The sequence below is a fragment of the Pseudomonas sp. DNDY-54 genome (assembly GCF_019880365.1).
GTDB classification, from domain to species: domain Bacteria; phylum Pseudomonadota; class Gammaproteobacteria; order Pseudomonadales; family Pseudomonadaceae; genus Stutzerimonas; species Stutzerimonas stutzeri_P.
Genome location: NZ_CP082271.1, coordinates 1,236,762 through 1,258,782, shown reverse-complemented (window position 1 = coordinate 1,258,782; position 22,021 = coordinate 1,236,762). Strand labels below are relative to the sequence as shown.

Sequence of the window (22,021 nt, the reverse complement as noted above, 5' to 3'; positions counted from 1 at the left end):
ACGCAATGACCAATGCTTCTGATGATCTACCCATCACAGACGACGAATCCCCACGCATTTCGACCGGCAGTGAAGGCCTCGACGACATTCTCGGCGGCGGCCTGGACCCCAACCGGATGTACCTCTATGAGGGCAGCCCCGGCGCCGGCAAAACCACCATCGCGCTGCAGTTTCTTCTCGAAGGCGTCCGTCATGGCGAGCGTGTGCTCTACGTAACGCTCTCGGAAACCAAGCGAGAACTGGAGCTGGTCGCCAAGCGACATGGCTGGACACTCGAAGGCATCGATGTGTTCGAGCTGGTGACGCCGGAAGATACCCTCGACCCCGAGCTCGAGCTGACCGTGCTGCACCCCGCCGAAATGGAGCTGAACGAGACCACCAAGCAGGTCTTCGACCGGGTCAGTGAAACCAACCCGACGCGGGTCGTGTTCGACAGCCTCTCCGAGATGCGCCTTCTGGCGCAGAGCCCATTGCGCTATCGTCGGCAAGTGCTCGCGCTCAAGCATTTCTTCACCACGCGCCGGTGTACGGTCATCCTGCTTGACGACCAGACTTCCGAAAGTGGCGACCTGCAACTGCATTCGATCTCGCATGGTGTGGTCTTGCTTGAGCAGTTGGCCATCGATTACGGCGCCGAGCGCAGACGCTTGCGGGTGATCAAGATGCGCGGCATCCAGTTCCGGGGCGGCTATCACGATTTCTCGATCAGGAAAGGCGGCCTGGCAATCTACCCGCGCCTGATCGCAGCCGAACATCACACGGCTTTTGTCGGCGAGCTGACCTCCTCCGGCAACGTCGAGCTGGATCAGATGTTGGGTGGAGGGCTGGAACGCGGCACCAACGCGCTGCTGATCGGCGCCGCCGGCGTCGGCAAGTCGTCGTTGGCGCTCGGGCTCGCGGCAGCGGCCTGCAAGCGCGGCGAACACGTGGCGCTCTTCGTATTCGATGAGGGGATCGGCACGCTCCTCGCGCGCGGTCGAGCGCTCGGATTCGATCTGGACCCATGGATCGAAAGCGGCCAGCTGCATCTGCAACAGGTCGATCCCGCCGAGCTGTCACCCGGTGAATTCACCGCGGCTGTGCGACACAGCGTCGAGGTACAGGGCGCGCAGCTGGTGGTGATGGACAGCCTCAACGGCTACCTGAATGCCATGCCCGACGGCCGTTTCCTGATCCTGCAGATGCACGAGCTGCTGAGCTACCTGGGGCAGAAAGGCGTGATCAGCGTCATGGTACTGGCGCAACATGGCCTCGTCGGGCCGATGGAGACGCCCGTTGATATCAGCTACCTCAGTGATGCGGTTATCATGCTGCGCTATTTCGAACATGCCGGCATCGTTCGGCGGGCGTTATCGGTGGTGAAGAAGCGCAGCGGACGGCACGAAAACACCATTCGGGAGTTTCGTCTTGGTGCCAGCGGCATCAAGGTTGGCCCACCGCTTGTACACTTCAGCGGCATCTTCTCGGGCACTCCGGTTTATACGGGCGATGCCATTCCCCTCATGAAAGAAGAGCATGACGACGACGCCTAAGCCAGAAAGCCCACGAGTAGTCGTCTTTGCCCCCATTGGCCGCGACGGTCCGGCCTCAGCCGACCTGTTACGCCGTAGCGGCATGACGGCAGATGTGTGTCACAGCGTCGCCGAGGTGCTGGAGCGGGCCGAACGCGATGCTGATGCCGTGTTCATCGCCGAAGAGGCCTTGTTCGGCCAGGATTTACAGGCACTCGGCGCCTGGATCGACCAGCAACCCGCCTGGTCGGACTTTCCCTTCGTGGTACTGACCAGCAAGCATCGCCAGCCGGCTGTCAGTGCCTGGCGCCAGCGCATGGTTGCGACGTTGCGCAACGTCTCGCTGCTGGAGCGTCCAGTTCAAAGCATCACCCTGACGAGCGCCATCCAGGCGGCCGTCCGCGGCCGTCTCCGGCAATACGAAGTTCGCGCGCTGCTGGAAGAGCGCGAGCGCGCCTCGCACAAGCTCGAGGCGCTAGTCATCGAACGCACCAAGGCGCTGGCACAGGCCAACGTCGACCTCCGAACGCAGATGGCAGAACGCGTCACGATCGAAGAAACCTTGCGGCAAACGCAGAAGATCGAGGCCATCGGTCAACTCACCGGCGGCATCGCGCATGACTTCAATAACCTGCTGATGGTGATCGCCGGCGGCCTCGACATGCTCGATCGCCGATCCGACCCCGAACGCCGCCAGCGCCTGATGGACGGGATGCGTCAGGCCGCGCAGCGAGGTGCGGCACTGACCCGCCAGCTATTAGCCTTCTCACGGCGGCAGTCGCTGGCGCCCGAGCCGGTCGATCTTGCCCATCGCATCAGCCGAATGCGTGAGCTACTCGACCGCAGCCTGCGCGGTGACGTGCACGTCGACGTGCAATTTGCGCCGGACCTCTGGCCGGTAGAGGTCGATCCGGGCGAGCTGGAGCTGGTGATTCTCAACCTGGCGGTCAACGCCCGCGATGCGATGCCGGAAGGTGGCACGATCCTGCTGCAAGCTTCGAACGCGCCGGATGAGCAGGTGCTGGACCAACGGGGCGATTTCGTACGGTTGGCCGTGATCGACTCCGGCACCGGCATCCCGGTCGAATTGCGCGAACGCGTGTTCGACCCCTTTTTCACCACCAAAGAAATCGGCAAAGGCTCCGGGCTCGGCCTGGCACAGGTCTATGGTTTTGCTCGGCAGTCCGGCGGCACCGTATGGATCAACAGCGAAAGCGGATTCGGCACCAGCGTGGTGCTGCTCTTGCCCCGCTCGACCAACGTACCCGATGGGCTAGCTCAAAACGACGGTCTGCAGACGGAACGTACGCTGGAAAACGACTCAGCCGGCAACGTTCTGCTCGTCGATGATGACGAAGAAGTCGCCGCGCTGGTGGCTGAAATGCTCGAACACCTGGGTTACAGCGTGACCCATGCTGCCAGTGCGGCCGCAGCGCTGGGCGCGCTGGCGAACGGTCGCGACGTCGATATCGTCTTCTCGGACGTGATGATGCCCGGCGGCATGAACGGCGTGGAGTTGGCTCGGGAAATCCGCACCAGGCACCTGGACATCCCGGTTCTGCTCACCAGCGGCTATGCCGAAGCGGTCAAGAAGGCCGCGACCGCCGAGGGCATTTACGTCCTGGCCAAGCCCTACCGTCTCGAAGAGCTCGCCCTTGCGATCAAAGGCGCGATGGAAGACGCCGCAACACCCAATGAGGCCGAGAAGCCACTTGCCTCGGCCCCACTGAGCGCTCCTTGCGACCCGCCTCAGCAGGTCTGAGCTCGAACTAAGCGCAACGTCCGCCGTCGAAAACGCCAACTCCACACGGCAGGCTGATCTGTACCGGCGCGCCGCAGCGAAGACAAAGGACTTGGCCATGCCCGCCCCTTCACGCACCTCCAATCACCCTGACTACGATCGTGCGTCCACATCGCGTTGGGTGGTGCTGTTATTCGGTGTCTTGATGGTCGGCACGCCGCTCGCCTCGGCAACACCCACGTCGTTATCGGCTCGCGACGCGCAGAACAAGCGATTCACCGAGCAGCTCATGGGGAAGCCCAATCACCACTCGCCGACACCGACTGCGCAGTACAACCACGTCATTACCTACGGCCAGTCCCTCGCATCGGCCGCCGAAGGCTGGCCGGCGCTGTCCAAACACCCCCGTTACGACAACCTGATGCTGGGCGGCTCGACACGCTCGGCGACGTACAGCGGCACTCGCTTCGCCCCCGTGGGTGAAATCGCATTCAGGCCGCTCAAGGCAGTCGTCCAACTCAAGCGCGATGCGAAGACGATTCTCGGGAGTGCCGCGATCGCCGCATTGGATCCGCAGGCGCAGGAGGAAGGCGAGTCGGTGGAGGTTGGCGCACTGAACATGGCGCGCCGGCTCTATCTCGACACGCGCGGCCTCGAATCCGACCCCGAACACCTGTTCGTTGCCAGCAACGCCGCGACCTCCGGACGTTCCATCGCGCAGCTGGCCAAAGCCGGCGGCACCAACGAATACCGGCGGGTGTTGCAGGCGGTGGAACAAGGCAAGCAGCTCGCTGACGCCAAAGGCGCGAGCTACAGCCTCAGCGCTTTTTTCTGGCTACAGGGCGAATACGATTACACAGAGGTCCAGGGCGGCATCAATGACAAAGCCACCTACAAAAAGATGCTGCGCCAGCTGCGCGACGATCTGAACACGGACACCGCAAAGGCCATCGGCCAGACACGCATGCCTGCGTTCATCAGCTATCAGACCGATGCCAAATCCTCGGTCGTCGATGGCAGTCTCGATATTGGCATGGCCCAGTGGGAGCTGGCACAGGAGGAACCCAACTGGTATCTGGCCGGCCCTGTCTATCCCTACGTCGACAAGGGCACGCACCTGTCAGCCAACGGTTACCGCTGGTTTGGCCAGATGCTCGGCAAGGTTTACCACCACGTCGTGGTCGAGCGCCGGCATTGGATACCGCTATCGCCGCACCGGGCCACGGTGAATGGACGGGAAATCCTGATCGACTACCACGTGCCTGCGCCGCCACTGACCTTTGGCCGACCCTATCTGGGTTATGAAGCGCGACCGATCAAGAACCGTGGCTTCACACTGAGCGACGCGCAAGGTGAGGTCGCGATCGAAGCCGTCGACATTGCCGCCGATACCGTTGTGCGGCTGATCGCGGGTCGCGACCTGGTCGGAACGCCGCGCATCCGCTATGCCAGCCACGCCGTCGACGGCGCCGGAGAACTGCGCGACAGCGATCCCACCCAGGCAGACGCCCGCTACGAGTACCTGCCGGATGAGGGGATGTCGCCCGACGCAAACATCGCTGCCTTGGTGAACAAGCCTTACCCGCTGAACAACTGGAGCATTGCCTTCGAAATCGACGCGAGCGAGCACGACCCCGCGCAACCTACACCGCCCTGACGAACGCTGCGACAACACCCGTGTCAGGCGATGCTGCGCAGGCGTGCCAGATCCTTGATCGGAGAAGCGCCAAACAGTCGGCTGTACTCGCGGCTGAACTGCGAGGGGCTCTCGTACCCGACGCGATACCCCGCCGCCGAGACTTCCAACCCTTCGGCCATCAGCAAACGTCGAGCCTCCTGCAAACGCAGCTGCTTCTGGTATTGCAACGGGCTCATCGCCGTCAGCGCCTTGAAGCGGTGATGCAAGCTGGAGCTACTGAGATTGACCCGGCGCGCCAGTTCATCGATGCGCAGCGGCTCGACGTAGTTCTCGTTCAGCCACTCGATTGCCCGGTTGACCCGATGCGACTGGCTGCCCTGCAGCGCCACGTCCTGCAGATGCCTCCCCTGCGGGCCGCACAGCAGACGGTAGAAGATTTCACGCAAGGCCAATGGCGCCAGCACCGGGATGTCCTTGGGGTTGTTTAGCAGTCGTACCAACCGCAGCGTGGCATCCAGCAGCGGTGCATCGATCCGATCCAGGTACAGGCCACGCCCGTTCGGCTCGGCGCGGCCCATGAGCGGCTCGGCTTCGCTGATCAACCCGGCGATCAGCGGGGGATCGATGTCCAGCCGGATACAGATATAAGGCTCGCTAGCCGACGCCTCAACCACACACCCGGCGACCGGCAGCGTTACTGAGACCACCAGGTAATGAAGCGGGTCATAACAGTACAGCTCGTCAGCCAGACGCACGCGCTTGCTACCTTGGACGATGATGCACAGCGCCGGCTTGTGGACGCCGTAAATCATCTCTCCAGGCGTCTGGCAATGGATCAGGTGAAGCGGCTCAATTGCGGTGGGATGCATGCCGTCGCCGCTGACGAGCCCCTGAACCAGCTGCGCCAGTTCGCCACGCTGCGCACGGGTGTCATCGACCGGGGGGTTAGTAAATGAATTCATATCAGCCCGCTCGCGGAGAAACGAAGAGATCAGCTTAGCAGCCCTGACTGTTAGCGCCGCAAGCCGTCAGAGCGAGGCGACAAAACTCCCCTGTCGCAGACCAGCAAACAGAAAAACGCCCCGAACCAGTCGGGGCGTTATTTTCTCCGGGGGGCGCACGCTTGCGCCGCTCACACGTTAGCTACGGGCGCGCTCCGCGTCGCGCAGGGCCTTGACCTGGTCATGGTTGCGCTGCACGCCCTGCATCTGACGCTCGACTACTGAGCGCACGTCCATCGGCAGGTCTTTCTCGAGCGCTTTGCGGTAGCTCTTGAGGGCAACGTCTTCGCCCCGCTCGCACTCGTTAAGGATGGCTTCGTCGTCCTTGCCGGTGACCATGGACTTCAGGTCCACCCAGCGACGGTGCATGTCGCCAGCGGTGCTGGTTGTGGTTTCCGGGTCACCACCGAGGGTGCGGACCAATTGCTGCAGCTCCGCGGCTGCGGTGGCGCAATCCTGGGCACGCTGAGTCATAGTGGTTTTCAGCTGCGGGTTCTTCAGATCCTCAGCGCATTCGCGAAAACCCTTCTCACCGTCTTTGCTGGTTTCGATGAGATCGTTGAGTACGGAAATCGTGTCTTTGGTATCCATTGAACAGTCCTCCTGAGCGCCTAAGAACGGCCGGAACAAACACGGCCAACCTGTTAAGTCGACTGTGCCGTTTCGATAAAGGTTCAGCTCATCTGCCCGGTGGGACCACAGCGTTCAGCGAGGAAAGGACAGGCTGAAGCAGGTGATCGCTGCGTCGCTGGTCACCCGCACCTCACCGCCATGCAACTGCATGATCGAGCGCACGATTGCCAGCCCCAGCCCGCCAGAGTCGCCCGGTTGGGCACGGGACGGATCGCAGCGATAGAAGCGGTCGAACAACCGCGGCAGGTGTTCGGCTGCAATCGGCTCGCCGCTGTTTTCGACAGTGATCACCACGTTGTCAGCCGTCTGCTCGCTGCTTACCCGGACCTCCGTCCCCGTGGCGCCATAGCGCAGCGCATTGGCGATGAGGTTAGCCAGCGCCCTGCGCAGCAGATCCGGATCGGCGTGCAGGCTGCCGCTCGCCTCGTTCACTACCCGCATCTGCTGCTCTTCGGCGACGCCCTCGAAATAATCACCGAGCTGTTCCACCGTTTCGGCCAGGTCGATGTCCTGCCGGTGAATTGCCGCGTCGACCTGCTCGGTGCGGGCTGAAAACAACATGTTGTGACCATCCTCGCAAGATGTGTATGCCGTCGGGCTTGGCGCTGAAGCAGCAGAAGGTCCCGTATAACTGGCCGTCGCTGAAGCGGATAGGCACGCTGATATAAGCCGTCTCAAAACGCCAAGCTGCCTTCCGCGTTCACTCCTCTGGCACCCCGCTGCGCGGCCGCTACTGAGAGCAGCACCATGCTTTGACGAATGTGACCAATCATTTCACGCAAAAGGTTGTCCGAAAGGAATGACCGCCGCCCTGTCGCGGCGCTCCGATCGTTGTAACCGCCCTTCGAGCCATGTCTACGATGCCGCAATACCTTTCACCGGTTCCTCGCTGGGAGCCCGAAGAGCGCCCCTCGATGCCGGGCTCGCCGGCGATCCTGCTGCATCCCATGCCGCTGCGCATCGCCTATGCCTGTGTTGCCGTACTGGTCGGCATCACCGGCGGGCTGGGTAACGCACTGTTCATTGCCAACCTGCCCAGCATCCAGGGCGATCTGGGTCTGACGCCGTCCCAGGCGGCCTGGCTTCCGGCGGCCTATTTCATGGTCAGCGTGTCGGCCAACCTGCTGATGATCAAGTTTCGACAGCAATACGGCCTGCGCCGCTTTGCCGAGATTGGCCTGACGCTCTACGCATTGCTGAGCATCGCGCATGTTTTCGTCGAAGGCTTTGAGATGGCCGTGTTCGTCCGCGCAGCCAGTGGCCTGGCCGCTGCGACCACCTCCTCCCTGGGCCTGTTCTACATGCTTCAGGCGTTTCGCAAGGTCGATCTACCCAAGGCGGTGATCTTCGGCTTCGGTATCTCTCAGCTGGGTACACCCCTGGCCTGGCTGATGTCACCCGCTCTGCTGGACATAGGCGAATGGCATCGCCTGTATGTGTTCGAAAGCGGCTTGGCGCTCTGCTCGCTGGCTGCCGTGGTAGTGCTCAAACTGCCGGTAGGCGAACGCATCAAGGTGTTCGAACCGCTGGATTTCCTCACCTTCGCCCTGTTGGCCCCCGCGCTCGCGTTGATCGCGGCGGTGCTGACCCAGGGCCGCATCCTCTGGTGGACCGAGCAACCCTGGCTGGGCTACGCCCTGATCGCCGCGCTGCTGCTGATCTGCGCCGCGTTCATGATCGAGCATCACCGGCGCAACCCCCTGCTGCATACACGCTGGCTGGGCACCGCCGAGATGATGCGCTTCGCCTTCGGTGCGCTGATGCTGCGCCTGCTGTTGTCCGAACAGACCTACGGCGCGGTCGGCCTGCTGCAGACCCTCGGCATGGGCACTGAACAGCTGCAGCCGTTGTATGCGGTGATCCTGCTGGGCCTGGTCATGGGCATCGCCGGAAGTGCGATGACCTTCAGCCCGGCCATGGCCTTTCCGCAGATTTTGCTGTCGATCGTGCTAATCGCCATCGGCAGCTTTCTCGACATCGACGCCACCAACCTCACGCGGCCGCACGACATGTTTCTCAGCCAGGGCCTGCTGGCCTTCGCCAGTGGCATGTTCCTCGGTCCGCTGCTGATCACCGGTATCGGCCGGGCGCTGCGCAACGGTCCGAACTATCTGGTGACCTTCATCGTCTTGTTCACCATGACCCAGAGCCTCGGCGGCCTGGCCGCACCAGCACTGTTCGGTACCTATCAGGTGATGCGTGAGAAGTACCATTCCAGCCACCTCGCCGAACAGGTGGTGGCCGGCGACCCACGGGTTGCGGGACGCTTGCAGGCCCAGAGCCAGGCGCTCATACCGCGCCAGAACGACCCTCGACTTCGCCAGGCACAGAGCGCGGTGCAGCTGAGTCAAGCGGCCACGCGAGAAGCCAACGTGCTGGCCTTCAATGATGTATTCCGGCTGATCGGCATGCTTTCCATCGGCGTGTTCGGCTGGACGCTCTATCGCACCTTGCGCGTTGCGCAGCAGAACAGGAATTCCGCCTCTCCATGAGCGAACGCACCCAACCCGAGGAACAGCAAAGCCTGCAGCCAGCCCAACCCACGCAGACCTCTGCGGCTGCCACCGACGCGGGACCGACCCCGGACGATCCGCCGAAAACCATCAAACCGAGCCGCCGTTCGGTAATCCTGATGGTGCTGGTAGCGCTCATCGGCGTCGTGGCGATCCTTTATGCCTGGCAGCTGTGGCCGTTCACCGGCCGCATGGCGGTCACCGAGAATGCCTATGTGCGCGGACAGATCACCGTGCTGGCCCCGCAGGTCAGCGGCTATGTGACCGAGGTGCTGGTGCAGGACTTCGAAGAGGTCGCGCAAGGCCAGCCATTGGTGCGCATCGATGATCGTCAGTACCGCCAGCTGGTCGAGCAGCGCAGGGCCGAGCTTGCAGCGCGCCGCTTCGAGCTCGAGAATCTGGCGCAGACCCTAGCCTCCAACCGGGCGACGCTAGCCGCCCGCCGCGCCGAACTGGCCGCTGCCGAAGCAGAGCTGAAACGGGGCCTGGCGGATGAGAAGCGTGTCAACGAGCTGGCTGAACGGGGTTCGGTCTCGATCCGCGAGCGCGATCAGATCCGTGCAACCGCACGCGCCGACTCGGCCCAGGTGCAACAGGCGCGGGCGGCCATCGCCATCGCCGAACAAACGCTGAAGGCCAGCGAAGTCTCACGCGGCAGTTTGCAGGCACAGGTGGAAATCGCCGAGTCGGCGCTCAAGCGCGCGCAAATCGACCTGGACAATACGGTAATCGACGCACCGCGCGACGGGCAGGTCAGCGAGGTCACGGTGCGCCAGGGCCAATACGTGACGGCCGGCTCGCAGCTGCTGTACCTGGTGCCGGAGCAGCTCTGGGTAATCGCCAACTACAAGGAGACTCAGACGTTCGCCATGCGTCCCGGTCAGCCGGTCGAGATTGAAGTCGATGCCCTGGACGGCGCGCGGCTCCGCGGCCAAGTACAGCGCCTGGCCCCTGCCACCGGTTCGGAATTCAGCGTGCTACGCCCGGACAACGCCACCGGTAACTTCACCAAGGTGGTTCAGCGTGTACCGGTGCGCATCTCCATCGCTCCGGATCAGCCACTCGCCAGGCGGCTGCGCCCCGGGCTGTCTGTGGTAACTCATGTGGATACCGGAGCCTCAGAGGCAGCGGATCGATCCACGGTGGACAGCGCCCAATGACCGGCCTGCACGGCACGCTACCCCGCCTGCTATCAGGTCTGCTGCTGGTCACGCTGGCCGGCTGCATGCCGCCCCGGCAGCCGCTTCCGCCGGAAGCCGCGTTCACCCCACCGGCACAGTGGCGAGAGTCGGGAGCGAACACGGCCGACCTGTCCAAGACCTGGTGGCAGGCGTTCGGTGATCCTCAGCTGACGGCGCTGGTCGAGGCCGCATTGGCGAACAACACGGATGTGCTGAGCGCCGCCTCGCGCGTGGAACAGGCACGCGAACAGATCCAGCTATCACGCGCCGCTCTGCTGCCATCGCTCGACGCGGCGCTGGGAGCGCAACGCACCCGCGAACTCAGCGTCCTCGGCATGACCCACACCACGGCCGTTCAGCCGTCATTGCAAGTGTCCTACGAGGTCGACCTCTGGGGTCGGCTGCGGCGCTTGAGGGAAGCGGCGCAACTTGAATATCGCGCGACCGAGGCCGAGCGTGACGCGATCAGGCTGGCAGTGGCAAGTACCACCGCCCGAGCGTATGTGTCGCTGCTCTCATTGGACCGCCAGTTGTACGTCACACGTGAAACCGTCGACTCTCGCCAAGAGGCGCTGCGCGTCGCCGAGGACCGCGCAGCCCTCGGCTACACCTCGCAGCTGGAGCTGACCCAGGCGCAATCGGAATACGAAGCCACCGCCGAGCTGCTGCCGCAGCTGCAGCAGGCCATCCGGGAGCAGGAAAATGCGCTGCGCCTGCTCATCAGCCGCTTCCCAGGGGACGTAGAACGCGGCGCCGGGCTGCTGGCCATCGAGCCGCCTCCGGTGCCGGGCGTGCTGCCTTCAGAGCTGCTGCGCCGCCGCCCGGACATCCAGCAGGCCGAGCTGCTGCTCGCGGCCAGCAGCCTGAATCTGCAGGCCCAGCGTGACCGGTTCCTGCCTCAGGTGCAGCTGTCGGCCAGACTCGGTCGGCTGTTCGTCAACTCACTTGATTACGACCCGGTGCGTGTCTGGGACCTTGGCGCCAGCGTGCTCGCCCCGATTTTCGATGCTGGCCGCCTGGAGGCAGGCGTGAACATCGCGGTCGCCCAGCGCAACCAGGCGGCCCTCGCCTACCGCGCCGCGGCGCTGGACGCCTTCAGGGAAGTGGAGAACAGCCTTTCGGCGATCAGTAATCTGCGCCAGCAGCTCGCGCGCGTCACGGCTCGCCGCGCGGTACTCGGGCGTTCCCTGACCTACGCTGAGGACCGCTACCGCGCGGGCTATTCGTCCTACCTGGAGACCCTCGATGCCCAGCGCAACCTGTTCAATACCGAACTGGCGGCCGTACAGCTTCGCGAGAGCCGGCTCAATGCGCTGATCAGCCTCTACCAGGCATTGGGCGGTGGCTGGCAAGCCGAACCCTGATGTAAGGCACTGGCCCGAAGGCTCAGCGGTTAAGTATCGAGACCGGATCATCGACGACAGCAAAGCGATGATCCTGATTCGGCTGAATATCGTCAGTCATGGAATCCATCCCTTCAAAGCCGCTCACACCCTACTGTGAGCAAACACTGGCAGCGAGCCTGGAACCCGCACCCCAGCTGGGTGTGGGACTTGAACAGTCGGTCAGATACTACTTAGACGAACGGATCCGCTGGGGGTTTGGCGACGACCGGCTCAACGCCAGCGCCCAGCCTTTTCCGCAATAGCCCACCGGCCACTCAGCCATCCTGCGTCTGCCGAACCACATCGGACCTGGATCGCCATGGTGCGGCCAGTAAACAGTCAATCACCAGAAATAGCGCCAGGCTGGCACCCAGCACCGGCAAGCAATAACCCACCACCAGCGCAACAGCCGCGGCTAGCCAGCGAGCACGGGCCGATAGCCCAGCCAGTACCTCGACCAATCTCGGCTGGCGGACCCGGCGTTGTGTCCAGCGTCGCCACCCCATCAGGTAACCGAACGCCACGAGCGTCGCCAGCCCAAACGCCGTGACGGCGAGCAGCAGCTGATTCGCGAGGCCGAACAGCGACCCCATGTGGGCGTCGATGCCCCATCGCGTCAGCTTGGCGGCCATCGGGAAGGTTGCGAAGTCGATGCGGTCGGTGATGTACATCGTGCGGGGATCGACGGCCACCGCATCAACCTGCGTTGGCCAGCTGCGATCGATTTCGGTCACCGTCCAGGCGCGACCCGGCCCGCTGGCTGGCACGATCTCGATCTTGCCGGCGTCAATCCCGGCGCTGCGTGCCGCGGCCAGGACGGCGTCGAATAACGTCGCATCTGCTGAAGAGGGACCCGGCCGGCTTGTAGGCGCAACCGTCGTGCCGGTGTGGTGAGCGTGTTCACCGGCCGGCTCGGCCGCGCCCGCAACAAGCGCGGTCGACACACTCGGGGTCGACATGCCCAGCGCCGCCCGCGCGACACCGATGTTGTCACCTGCCCAGCGCGACCAGGTCAGGCCGGTGGCGGAGAAAAATAGCAGTCCGATCAGCAGGCACACCCCAAGCGAGGCGTGCCAGCGCCTAAGCCCTTTTGACGGTGCCGTGCCGGGCGTGCGCCGCCGTCGGGATAGCCACAACACAAAGCCGCCCAACGCCGCGACCCACAGCCAGGACGCGGCCAGCTCGCTGTAGACGCGCCCCGCCTCGCCGAGCAGCAGGCTGCGGTGAAACTGGTCAAGCCAGGTGCGCAATGGCAGCACGCCGGTAGTGCCATAGACCTTGAGGTCGCCGCGAATTTCAGCGGTTACCGGGTCCACGAACACGGCACGGCTTTCCGAGTCGCCCAACCCCGGCGCTTTGAACATGACGCGCGTGGTCGCACCCGGTTCTGGCGCTGGACGAACCGCCGACAGCGTCGCCGCCTCGCCCATGTACTGCTGGGCGACGGCGATCTGCCGGGCCAGCGGTAACGCCGCACCTGTGCTATCGGCGTACAGCTGTTCCGCGTAGAGCCGGTGTTCAATCTGCGGCGTCAGCGCATAGATCAATCCGCTGAGGGCGGCAACGAAGATAAAGGGGCCGACCAACAGGCCGACGTAAAAATGCAAACGGATCAGTAAGGCGAGCAGCGGTTGCTGCGTGCGGATGATCCGGGGAGATGCCTCGGGATGGGCATCAGCTGGGTTTGAAGGCATACGCGCTCACTCAAGGAGATCGGCCATTGACCACAGCGGTCAACGGCAACGGACAGCGACCGCCCGCATCGCTGATGCGACGCGGGTGGGCTACATGACAGACAGGGTGTGTCAGATCAGGCGAGCGGAGACGCGCGGGGATTGAGGCGGGGCCAACGGTAACGCGGTGAGAGTGGTGCTGCGGTCATGAGCGCCAGAACGCTCAGCCGCACCTGCCGAGGCACATGCAGCTCCGGTGTGCTGGCAGGAATCGCGGCCAGCGATGCCGAGCCTGCTGCGCAACAACAGGGCATATTCACGTGATGCGAAGGCTTCGGTGCCGGTTCGCGGTCAGACGACCCATGGTTGTCGTGCGCCGCGTGCCGGTCAGGTGTCGCGACGAGATGTGGGTCACGGGTGCCGGCATCCGCCATCGCGCAATGCGCCGCGACGAAGCCCGAACCCCGCGCACCGCCGGCCATTAACGGCATTGCGAACAGATGCAGCAGTAAAGCCAGAGCGGCTATCCAGACCGGGGCGCGGCGGGGGCGATGCATGGGATCGTTCAACTCCGGGAGGTCTGAAACGCAGGAGAGAAATCAACCGATGGCGTTTGCGTCATCGAGGCGTCGCTAACGGATTGGATTGTAGGTGGCTTCGATCGGGATCACCACGCGGGGAGCTACCTCCCCCAACTTCGATTCAGCGTCCCGCCAGAACGATGACCTCACCACTATCACGATTTCACCGCCCGTCCGGCAGTCCACGCGACCAGGCCGTCAGGCTGTTCAATGCGCCGCGTGACTCAACGGCCCCGGCATACCGAGTAGAAACCCTTGCGCTTTGGTGACCTGAAGCCCACGCAGGGTCGCTAGTTCAGCGTCCGTCTCGACACCTTCGGCGATGATCTTGCTGCCGGTCTGCTCGGCAAAGCGGATCAGCGCCGCGGCCAGTGCACAGGAATCTGAGTTGTTGTCGAGATTGTTGATCAGGCTCCGGTCGAGCTTGATGACGTCAGGTTTGAGCTTGAGGATGTGGCGAAAACTGGCATAGCCGGCGCCCGCATCATCGACGGCCAAGCGGAGCCCTTGCTGGCGTAACGGTCCGAGGATGTCGGCAATCAAAGCGTAGTCGACGATCGAGGTGTGCTCGGTCACTTCCAGCATCAGGCGATGCAGCGGATGCTTGGCAAGTAACGCCACGACCGACCCGTCCAGAAGCGCGTCCGGGCAGACGTTAAGCGATAGGTACATGTCGTCGGGGATCAATGGCAGGCCTTCCAGCGCGGTTTCCAGCAGCATGATCTCCAGCTTTGTACGCAAGCCGACCTCCCCTGCCTCGTCGAACCAGACGTCCGGCGAGCGGTAGGGTTCGGGCCGAAATCGGGCCAACGCCTCATAACCGACGATCGCGTCATTGGCCAGATTGAAGATGGGTTGATAGACAGCCCAGACATCACGCGCAGCCATGAGCGCCTGAAGACGCTCAAGCCTTTCACCTCGTTGCTGGCCGGTGAGCGCCTGACGCTCCAGTAATCGCCCGGTAAACCCCGCGAACAGCCGCAAAGCCTCCAGGTCGGTATCGTTCAGGCTGTCATCCGCTTGCGTGCTGAAGCAACAAAAGGTGCCGTACAACGACCCGTCGCTGAAACGAATAGGCACGCTGATGTGCGCCCCGATCGGCACGGCCAGCGTTTCTGGCAGCGCCAGCGCTTCCTTGAATTCCGCAGCGTTGTGAATGAGTTCAGGCAGACGGCCATCGACGATTCGCTGACAGTAACTTTCTTCCAGTGGCCCGCCCTCTCCTACCGCCAGTGACATCGAGCGAGGCTGACCCTCGACATGGCGAAACACGCGTCGCCCGTCACGGAACTCACCGATGAAAGCGACTTCCATGCGCAGGTGCCGGCGGACCGAATACAAGGCCTCCGTCAGCATTTCGCAGATGGACAGATTATCCCGCTCACTGCTCTCCACCATCAGTGAAGGGGCTCTGCCGCTATCCCGCTCGGAATCCTGGTTCATCGATGGGCACTCCGCTCGCGTTTCCAACGGAAAAATCGGGGGCGACCCAAGGGTCCTGGCGCCCTCGCTGGAATTTGCCGGAGCGCCCTACCTAGAGCCTAGCGCCCATTCGGGCCTAGCCGGATTTTGACGACGATCGGCGCTTGGCCGGCTTTTTCTGGGAGTCGGCCGCGCCGGATTGAGCGCCCGCCGCCAACGTGATCCAGGTTGGCGCATGGTCACTGGCGTGGTCCTGATCACGCACCCAGCGGTCAACGCCGGCGGCTTTCAAGCGTGGGACCAGGTCCGTGCTGAGCAGCAGGTGATCGATGCGCAGGCCGGAATTCTTCTGCCAGTGCTGACGAAAGTAATCCCAGAAGGTGTAGATGCGCTCGTCCGGGTATTTCGCGCGTACGGCGTCGGTCCAACCTTGCGCCAGCAAACGCTCGAAGCACGCCCGGCTTTCCGGCTGCAACAGGGCATCCTTTTTCCAGGAGCGAGGGTTGTAGATGTCCTCGTCTGTCGGGACCACGTTGTAATCACCGGCCAGTACCACGGGATGACCGCTGGCAAACAACCCAGCCGCGTGCTCGATGAAGCGCTCGAACCAGGCCAGCTTGTAATTAAACTTCGGCCCGGGCTGTGGGTTGCCGTTGGGCAGGTAGAGGCAGGCGACGATCACGCCGTGCGCCGCCGCTTCCAGGTATCGGCTGTGGCTGTCGTCCGGATCGCCCGGCAGGCCGCGGCGGATCTCCAGCGGATCATCGCCCTTTGCGAGGATCGCCACACCATTCCAGGACTTCTGTCCGTGCCAGATCGCGCCGTAGCCAGCCGCGCGAATGTCATCGATGGGGAAATCGGCGTCCTGCGCTTTCAATTCCTGCAGGCAGACCACGTCCGGCTGCTCGCGCTCCAGCCATTCCAGCAGGTTGGAACGACGGGCACGGATGCCGTTGATATTGAAGGTCGCGATTTTTAGCGTATCCACGGGTTGCCTCGCACGGTTACATGTCCTGGTTGTGACTCGCCTCGATGTGGCGTGGTTCGAGCAACCCAAGCCACGCGGTACACACGTAGGGTGGGCTTTAGCCCACCAAATCGTCACGAAACCACGACGCTGCGAAAACGCTCCGATCTCCTGAGGTCAACCGGTGGGCTGAAGCCCACCAAATCGTCACAAGACCACGACGCTGCGAAAAACGCTCCGACCACCTGAGTCAACCGGTGGGCTGAAGCCCACCCTACTAGAGCGGGGCGGCGCCTCGCCTACCTACGACCCGTATATGGAACACCGAGTCGGCCGCCACTCCTCCCTCGTAGGGTGGGCTTTAGCCCACCAAATCGTCACGAAATCACGACGCTGCGAAAACGCTCCGACCTCCTGAGTGGCCAACCGGTGGGCTGAAGCCCACCCTACGGCTAGAGCGGGGCGGAGCCTCGCCTACCGATTACCCGTACGCGGAGCACCGAGTCGGCCGCTACTCCTCCTCGTAGGGTGGGCTTTAGCCCACCAAATCGTCACGAAACCACCGCGCTTGCGAAAACGCTCCGACCGCCTGAGTCAACCGGTGGGCTGAAGCCCTCCCTACGGCTAGAGCGGATCGCGGCGCGGCCCACCTGTTGGCGAGGTCCGGCTCAGCGTGCTTCCCAATAACCGGGTGCGTTGTAGATGTCTTTCAGGTAGTCGATGAAGAAGCGCACCTTGGCCGGCAGATAGCGCTGCTGCGGGTAGACCGCCTGGATGTCATAAGCCGGCAGCGCATAGTCATCGAGCACGGTCACCAGCTCGCCGCGCTTGAGTTCGGCCTGGATCTCCCAGGTCGAGCGCCAGCCGATGCCGAGGCCCTGCTTGACCCAGTCGAACAGCAGCTCGCCGTCGTTGCAGTCGAGGTTGCCATCCACCCGCACGGCCACCTGCTTGCCGTCGCGCAGGAAGGTCCAGCCGCGTTGCTGCCCGCCCTGCAGGTTGAAGGCCAGGCAGTTGTGCCGCGTCAGGTCTTCCAGCTCACGGGGCACGCCGTGGCGCTCGAAATAGTCGGGCGCGCCGCAGACCACCCGGCGATTGGGGAACAGCTTGACCGCCACGTAGTTGGGATCGGTCACCTCGCCGATGCGGATGCCCATGTCGTAACCATGGCGCACCAGGTCGACCACGCTGTCGGTGAAGTTGAATGACAGTTGCAGATCGGGGAAACGCGCCTGGAAGGCCGGTGCGTGCGGGCCGATATGTTTTCGACCGAAAGCCGCCGGCGCGGAGATCACCAGATGGCCGCGTACCGAGGTGCGGTCCTTGGCGATGCTGGCATCGGCCTCGTCGAAGTCCTTGAGCAAGGCACGGGCGCGCTCCAGGTATTGCTCGCCGAGATCGGTCAGCGCCAGCCCACGGGTGGAGCGATGCATCAGCTTGACGCCCAGGTGACGCTCCAGGGCATCGAGGCGGCGCCCCATCACTACGGGCGTCACCCCTTCCTTCAATGCAGCGGCAGCGAAACTGCCCGCTTCCGCTACCAAAACGAAGCTATGTACGGCGGCATAACGATCCATTCGATACTCCTGATATCGACAGAACTGAAGTCTCGGCCAATTCCATCGTCTACGCCAGGCCTTCATGCTTGGGCCACGTATAAAAACTATCGAATAAAAAAACAGCCACGATCTGGCGAGCGAGGGACTTGCAAAGCAGAAGCAAGCGAGGAAGCGGACTGAGCTCGCATTCGAGTTTGCTGGTGCAAATGAGCATTCTGACCGGGCTGGCGATCCAGCCTGGTTCTAACGCAGCAGGACCGACGCGCAGCAGATCGTGAACCGATTCTAAGAGTCAGGAGGAACGAGCATGGCCCGAATGAGAGCAATCGATGCCGCCGTTGCGGTATTGCGCAAGGAAGGCATCGACACCGCCTTCGGCATCCCCGGTGCCGCGATCAACCCGCTGTATTCCGCCCTGCGTGAAGACGGCGGCATCCGCCACATTCTCGCCCGCCACGTCGAAGGCGCCTCGCACATGGCCGAGGGTTACACCCGCACCAAGGCCGGCAACATCGGCGTGTGCATCGGCACTTCGGGCCCTGCCGGCACCGACATGATCACCGGCCTCTACTCCGCCTGGGCCGATTCCATCCCGATTCTCTGCATCACCGGCCAGGCGCCGCGTGCGCGGCTGTACAAGGAAGATTTCCAGGCCGTGGATATCGAATCCATCGCCAAGCCGGTGACCAAGTGGGCGGTTACCGTCCGCGAACCGGCGCTGGTGCCGCGCGTGTTCCAGCAGGCCTTCCACGTGATGCGCTCCGGTCGCCCTGGCCCTGTGCTGATCGACCTGCCCTTCGACGTGCAGATGGCCGAAATCGAATTCGATGTCGAGACCTACGAGCCGCTTTCCGTCTACAAGCCGACCGCCAGCCGCAAGCAGATCGAGAAAGCCATCGACATGCTCTGCGCCGCCGAACGTCCGCTGATCGTTGCCGGCGGCGGCATCTACAACGCTGGCGCCGAAGCGCTGCTGGTGGAGTTCGCCGAGACCGTTGGCGTGCCGGTGATCCCGACGCTGATGGGCTGGGGTTCGATTCCCGATGACCATCCGCTGATGGCCGGCATGTGCGGCTTGCAGACCAGCCATCGCTACGGCAACGCCAACATGCTGGCTTCGGACTTCGTGCTGGGTATCGGCAACCGGTGGGCCAACCGCCACACCGGCTCGGTGGAGGTCTACACCAAGGACCGCACCTTCGTGCACGTGGATATCGAACCGACCCAGATCGGCCGGGTGTTTTCGCCGGACTTCGGTATCACCTCCGACGCGGGCGCCGCGCTGAAGCTGTTCGTCGAAGTGGCGAAGGAACGCAAGGCCGCGGGCTCGCTGCCGGATCGCAGCGCCTGGGCAGCCGACTGCCATGAACGCAAGCGCACCCTGCTGCGCAAGACGCACTTCGACAGCGTGCCGATGAAGCCGCAGCGGGTGTACCAGTGCATGAACAACGCGTTCGGCCGCGACGCCTGCTACGTCAGCACCATCGGCCTGTCGCAGATTGCCGCCGCGCAGTTCCTGCACGTCTACAAGCCGCGCCACTGGATCAACTGCGGCCAGGCCGGCCCGCTCGGCTGGACCATCCCGGCGGCGCTGGGTGTGGTTGCCGCAGACCCGACCCGCAAGGTCGTGGCGCTGTCGGGCGACTATGACTTCCAGTTCATGATCGAAGAGCTGGCGGTGGGTGCGCAGTTCAAGCTGCCCTACATCCACATCCTGGTGAACAACGCCTACCTCGGCCTGATCCGTCAGTCGCAGCGCGGTTTCGAGATGGATTACTGCGTACAGCTCGGCTTCGAGAACATCAATGCCGACCACAGCGGCATGGAAGGCTACGGCGTCGATCACGTCGCGGTGGTCGAGGGCCTGGGCTGCAAGGCAATCCGCGTGTTCCGCCAGGAAGACCTGCGCCCGGCCATCGAACAGGCCCAGGCCTGGATGGCCGAGCACCAGGTACCAGTGGTGATCGAGGTGATCCTCGAGCGCGTCACCAACATCGCCATGGGCACCGAGATCGACGCCATCAACGAGTTCGAACCACTGGCCGAAGGCCGGGAAGATGCACCGACGGCTGTCGCACTGCTGGATTAGCCGTTACACCGAGCGCGACTTGCCACACGCGTGGACATGACACACGCGTGGACATGACACACGCGTGGAAGACGCTTCGCGGTCTTCCACCCTACGCAAGGCCAACCGACGGCACCGAAGCAACCGTAGGGTGGATATCGCGAAGCATATCCACCACATGCAACACCGCTGAAACCAAAGGATGGATGTCGCGCAGCACATCCACCGAAATGATCCCTACAGATCACAAGGAGTAACCCATGCCACGTTTTGCCGCCAACCTCTCCATGCTCTTCACCGAGCTGGACTTCATGGACCGTTTCGCCGCCGCAGCCAAGGCTGGCTTCAGCGGTGTCGAGTACCTGTTTCCCTACGACTTCCCCGCCGAGGAGATCAAGGCGAAGCTGGATGCCAACGGCCTGACCCAGGTGCTGTTTAACCTGCCGGCCGGTGACTGGGCCGGTGGCGACCGTGGCATCGCCTGCGATCCGGAGCGCGTCGAGGAATTCCGCGCGGGTGTCGATAAGGCCATTGAATACGCCAAGGTGCTGGGCAATACGCAGGTCAACTGTCTGGCCGGCATCGCTCCGCGGGGCGCCGACCTCGGCACACTGGAGATGACGTTTATCGAGAACTTGCGCTATGCGGCGAAGAAGCTCGAAGACGCCGGCATCCGCCTGGTCATGGAGATGATCAACACCCGCGACATCCCGCGCTTCTTCCTCAACAACACCTCCCATGCGCTGGAGATCCGCGACAAGGTCGGCAGCAGCAACCTGTTCCTGCAGTACGACATCTATCACATGCAGATCATGGAGGGGGATCTGGCCAGGACCATCGAAACCAACCTGGCGGCGATCAACCACGTGCAGCTGGCCGACAACCCCGGCCGCAACGAGCCGGGTACTGGCGAGATCAACTACCGCTTCCTATTCGAACACCTGGACCGCATCGGCTACCAGGGCTGGGTCGGCTGCGAATACAAGCCGGCCACCACCACCGAAGCCGGCCTTGGCTGGATGAAGGCGCACAACATCCTTTAGCAGGCTGTTGGAAAACGTAGGCGAGGCAGGCAAGACGAGGCAAAAACAGCCGAAGAAGCGGAGTTTAGCGTTCTAAATGAGCATTCTGAGGCTGTTTTTAACGAAGTATTGCCAACGCAGGTAGTTTTTAAGCGGCCTGCCAAACGAATTAAGAGGAGAAAGATCATGGCTAAAATCGGATTCATCGGCACCGGCATCATGGGCTTGCCCATGGCTCAGAACCTGCAGAAAGCCGGTCACGACATCTTCCTGTCCGAACATTACGGCAAGGCGCCGGCGGCGCTGCTGGAAGGCGGCGCAGTCGCCCTCGCCAATCCAAGGGAAGTGGCCCAGGAAGCCGAGTTCATCATCATCATGGTGCCGGACACCCCGCAGGTCGAAGAGGTCCTGTTCAACGAGAACGGGGTTTCCGAAGGCGTCGGCCCGAACAAGCTGGTGATCGACATGAGCTCGATCTCCCCCACCGCCACCAAGCAGTTCGCCGAGAAAATCAACGCCACCGGCGCGCAGTACCTCGATGCGCCGGTTTCCGGCGGCGAAGTCGGCGCCAAGGCCGGCAGCCTGTCGATCATGGTCGGTGGCAGCGAAGAAAGCTTCGCCCGCGCCCTGCCGCTGTTCGAAGTCATGGGCAAGAACATCACCCGCGTCGGCGGCAACGGTGACGGTCAGACCGCCAAGGTGGCGAACCAGATCATCGTCGCGCTGAACATCCAGGCGGTGGCCGAAGCACTGCTGTTCGCCGCGAAGAACGGCGCCGATCCGGCCAAGGTGCGCGAAGCACTGATGGGCGGCTTCGCCGGCTCGAAGATCCTCGAAGTGCACGGTGAGCGCATGATCAAGGGCACCTTCGACCCGGGCTTTCGCATCAATCTGCACCAGAAGGACCTCAATCTTGCCCTGGCTGGCGCCCGTGAACTGGGCCTGAACCTGCCCAACACGGCCAACGCACAGCAGGTGTTCAGCACTTGTGCAGCCATCGGCGGCAGCGGCTGGGACCACTCGGCGCTGATCAAGGGTCTGGAGCACATGGCCAACTTCTCGATCCGCAAGGACTAAACAGAAACCTCAGCCTTCGAGCACGTTGCGCCGAGCCAAGCACCCACC

At 63.2% G+C, this 22,021-nt stretch carries 17 protein-coding genes; 9 read left to right on the top strand and 8 right to left on the bottom strand.

The genetic code is table 11. The annotated features are described in order from the left end of the window. The first annotated feature begins 5 nt into the window (after positions 1-5). The 3 genes from K4O48_RS05875 (at position 6) to K4O48_RS05865 (ending at position 4,909) form a co-directional block, all read left to right on the top strand. Positions 6-1,532 carry an ATPase domain-containing protein gene (locus tag K4O48_RS05875; RefSeq protein ID WP_222911133.1) on the top strand — a complete coding sequence of 509 codons (1,527 nt, stop codon included), beginning with the start codon at positions 6-8 and terminating at the stop codon, positions 1,530-1,532. After that, positions 1,516-3,273, top strand: a complete 1,758-nt coding sequence (locus tag K4O48_RS05870; protein WP_222911132.1) for a response regulator — start codon at positions 1,516-1,518, stop codon at positions 3,271-3,273. The genes K4O48_RS05875 and K4O48_RS05870 overlap by 17 nt, the downstream gene beginning before the upstream one ends. 184 nt (positions 3,274-3,457) lie before the next feature. Further along, entirely contained in the window at positions 3,458-4,909 is a 1,452-nt protein-coding gene (locus K4O48_RS05865) for a phosphate ABC transporter substrate-binding protein (RefSeq protein ID WP_260523727.1), read from the top strand. A gap of 23 nt (positions 4,910-4,932) precedes the next feature. Here K4O48_RS05865 and K4O48_RS05860 read toward each other — a convergent pair whose 3' ends face one another. From K4O48_RS05860 to K4O48_RS05850, 3 genes are all read right to left on the bottom strand, one after another. Continuing rightward, positions 4,933-5,853 (bottom strand): AraC family transcriptional regulator, encoded by a 921-nt coding sequence (locus K4O48_RS05860; protein ID WP_222911131.1) that lies wholly within the window; start codon positions 5,851-5,853, stop codon positions 4,933-4,935. 177 nt (positions 5,854-6,030) lie between these two features. Beyond that, the gene (locus K4O48_RS05855) at positions 6,031-6,483 is read right to left on the bottom strand and encodes a PA2169 family four-helix-bundle protein (RefSeq protein WP_222911130.1); all 453 of its coding nucleotides are present in this window, start codon (positions 6,481-6,483) and stop codon (positions 6,031-6,033) included. A gap of 114 nt (positions 6,484-6,597) precedes the next feature. Next, positions 6,598-7,086, bottom strand: a complete 489-nt coding sequence (locus K4O48_RS05850) for an ATP-binding protein (protein ID WP_409518924.1) — start codon at positions 7,084-7,086, stop codon at positions 6,598-6,600. A gap of 353 nt (positions 7,087-7,439) precedes the next feature. Between K4O48_RS05850 and K4O48_RS05845 the strand changes: the two genes are divergently transcribed. The 3 genes from K4O48_RS05845 to K4O48_RS05835 are packed head-to-tail and all read left to right on the top strand — an operon-like array spanning position 7,440 to position 11,583. Beyond that, a complete protein-coding gene (locus tag K4O48_RS05845) occupies positions 7,440-9,017 on the top strand; it encodes an MFS transporter (protein WP_222911999.1) in 1,578 nt (525 codons plus the stop codon). Beyond that, on the top strand, positions 9,014-10,198 hold the full coding sequence (locus K4O48_RS05840) for an HlyD family secretion protein (RefSeq protein WP_222911129.1): 1,185 nt from the start codon (positions 9,014-9,016) through the stop codon (positions 10,196-10,198). Before K4O48_RS05845 ends, K4O48_RS05840 begins: the two co-directional genes overlap by 4 nt. Further along, complete coding sequence (locus K4O48_RS05835; RefSeq protein WP_222911128.1) at positions 10,195-11,583, top strand: efflux transporter outer membrane subunit; 1,389 nt, start codon at positions 10,195-10,197, stop codon at positions 11,581-11,583. The genes K4O48_RS05840 and K4O48_RS05835 overlap by 4 nt, the downstream gene beginning before the upstream one ends. A gap of 296 nt (positions 11,584-11,879) precedes the next feature. Here the strand turns inward: K4O48_RS05835 and K4O48_RS05830 are convergent, their stop codons facing one another. From K4O48_RS05830 to K4O48_RS05810, 5 genes are all read right to left on the bottom strand, one after another. Continuing rightward, positions 11,880-13,298 carry a PepSY-associated TM helix domain-containing protein gene (locus K4O48_RS05830; protein ID WP_222911127.1) on the bottom strand — a complete coding sequence of 473 codons (1,419 nt, stop codon included), beginning with the start codon at positions 13,296-13,298 and terminating at the stop codon, positions 11,880-11,882. 116 nt (positions 13,299-13,414) lie between these two features. Continuing rightward, complete coding sequence (locus tag K4O48_RS05825) at positions 13,415-13,834, bottom strand: DUF2946 family protein (protein WP_222911126.1); 420 nt, start codon at positions 13,832-13,834, stop codon at positions 13,415-13,417. 231 nt (positions 13,835-14,065) lie between these two features. Next, positions 14,066-15,301, bottom strand: coding sequence for an EAL domain-containing protein (locus tag K4O48_RS05820; RefSeq protein WP_222911125.1), 1,236 nt, complete (start codon positions 15,299-15,301; stop codon positions 14,066-14,068). 115 nt (positions 15,302-15,416) lie between these two features. After that, positions 15,417-16,268 (bottom strand): exodeoxyribonuclease III, encoded by an 852-nt coding sequence (locus tag K4O48_RS05815; RefSeq protein WP_222911124.1) that lies wholly within the window; start codon positions 16,266-16,268, stop codon positions 15,417-15,419. A 647-nt stretch (positions 16,269-16,915) separates the two neighbouring features. Beyond that, entirely contained in the window at positions 16,916-17,824 is a 909-nt protein-coding gene (locus K4O48_RS05810; RefSeq protein ID WP_222911123.1) for a LysR substrate-binding domain-containing protein, read from the bottom strand. Between the two features lie 289 nt (positions 17,825-18,113). On the opposite strand from K4O48_RS05810, the gene gcl reads away from it, so the two are divergent. The 3 genes from gcl (at position 18,114) to K4O48_RS05795 (ending at position 21,973) form a co-directional block, all read left to right on the top strand. Continuing rightward, a complete protein-coding gene (gene gcl, locus K4O48_RS05805; protein WP_222911122.1) occupies positions 18,114-19,895 on the top strand; it encodes a glyoxylate carboligase in 1,782 nt (593 codons plus the stop codon). Between the two features lie 239 nt (positions 19,896-20,134). Further along, a complete protein-coding gene (hyi, locus tag K4O48_RS05800) occupies positions 20,135-20,917 on the top strand; it encodes a hydroxypyruvate isomerase (protein ID WP_222911121.1) in 783 nt (260 codons plus the stop codon). 165 nt (positions 20,918-21,082) lie between these two features. Next, a complete protein-coding gene (locus K4O48_RS05795; RefSeq protein ID WP_222911120.1) occupies positions 21,083-21,973 on the top strand; it encodes a 2-hydroxy-3-oxopropionate reductase in 891 nt (296 codons plus the stop codon). The last annotated feature ends 48 nt before the right edge of the window (positions 21,974-22,021 follow it).

Coding starts and splice junctions, on each gene's coding strand:
- K4O48_RS05840 (WP_222911129.1), top strand. CDS start 9,014: ATGAGCGAACGCACCCAACCCGAGGAACAGCAAAGCCTGCAGCCAGCC.
- K4O48_RS05860 (WP_222911131.1), bottom strand. CDS start 5,853: ATGAATTCATTTACTAACCCCCCGGTCGATGACACCCGTGCGCAGCGT.
- K4O48_RS05870 (WP_222911132.1), top strand. CDS start 1,516: ATGACGACGACGCCTAAGCCAGAAAGCCCACGAGTAGTCGTCTTTGCC.
- K4O48_RS05795 (WP_222911120.1), top strand. CDS start 21,083: ATGGCTAAAATCGGATTCATCGGCACCGGCATCATGGGCTTGCCCATG.
- K4O48_RS05855 (WP_222911130.1), bottom strand. CDS start 6,483: ATGGATACCAAAGACACGATTTCCGTACTCAACGATCTCATCGAAACC.
- gcl (WP_222911122.1), top strand. CDS start 18,114: ATGGCCCGAATGAGAGCAATCGATGCCGCCGTTGCGGTATTGCGCAAG.
- K4O48_RS05850 (WP_409518924.1), bottom strand. CDS start 7,086: ATGTTGTTTTCAGCCCGCACCGAGCAGGTCGACGCGGCAATTCACCGG.
- K4O48_RS05810 (WP_222911123.1), bottom strand. CDS start 17,824: ATGGATCGTTATGCCGCCGTACATAGCTTCGTTTTGGTAGCGGAAGCG.
- K4O48_RS05845 (WP_222911999.1), top strand. CDS start 7,440: ATGCCGGGCTCGCCGGCGATCCTGCTGCATCCCATGCCGCTGCGCATC.
- K4O48_RS05820 (WP_222911125.1), bottom strand. CDS start 15,301: ATGAACCAGGATTCCGAGCGGGATAGCGGCAGAGCCCCTTCACTGATG.
- K4O48_RS05830 (WP_222911127.1), bottom strand. CDS start 13,298: ATGCCTTCAAACCCAGCTGATGCCCATCCCGAGGCATCTCCCCGGATC.
- K4O48_RS05835 (WP_222911128.1), top strand. CDS start 10,195: ATGACCGGCCTGCACGGCACGCTACCCCGCCTGCTATCAGGTCTGCTG.
- K4O48_RS05875 (WP_222911133.1), top strand. CDS start 6: ATGACCAATGCTTCTGATGATCTACCCATCACAGACGACGAATCCCCA.
- K4O48_RS05825 (WP_222911126.1), bottom strand. CDS start 13,834: ATGCATCGCCCCCGCCGCGCCCCGGTCTGGATAGCCGCTCTGGCTTTA.
- K4O48_RS05865 (WP_260523727.1), top strand. CDS start 3,458: ATGGTCGGCACGCCGCTCGCCTCGGCAACACCCACGTCGTTATCGGCT.
- hyi (WP_222911121.1), top strand. CDS start 20,135: ATGCCACGTTTTGCCGCCAACCTCTCCATGCTCTTCACCGAGCTGGAC.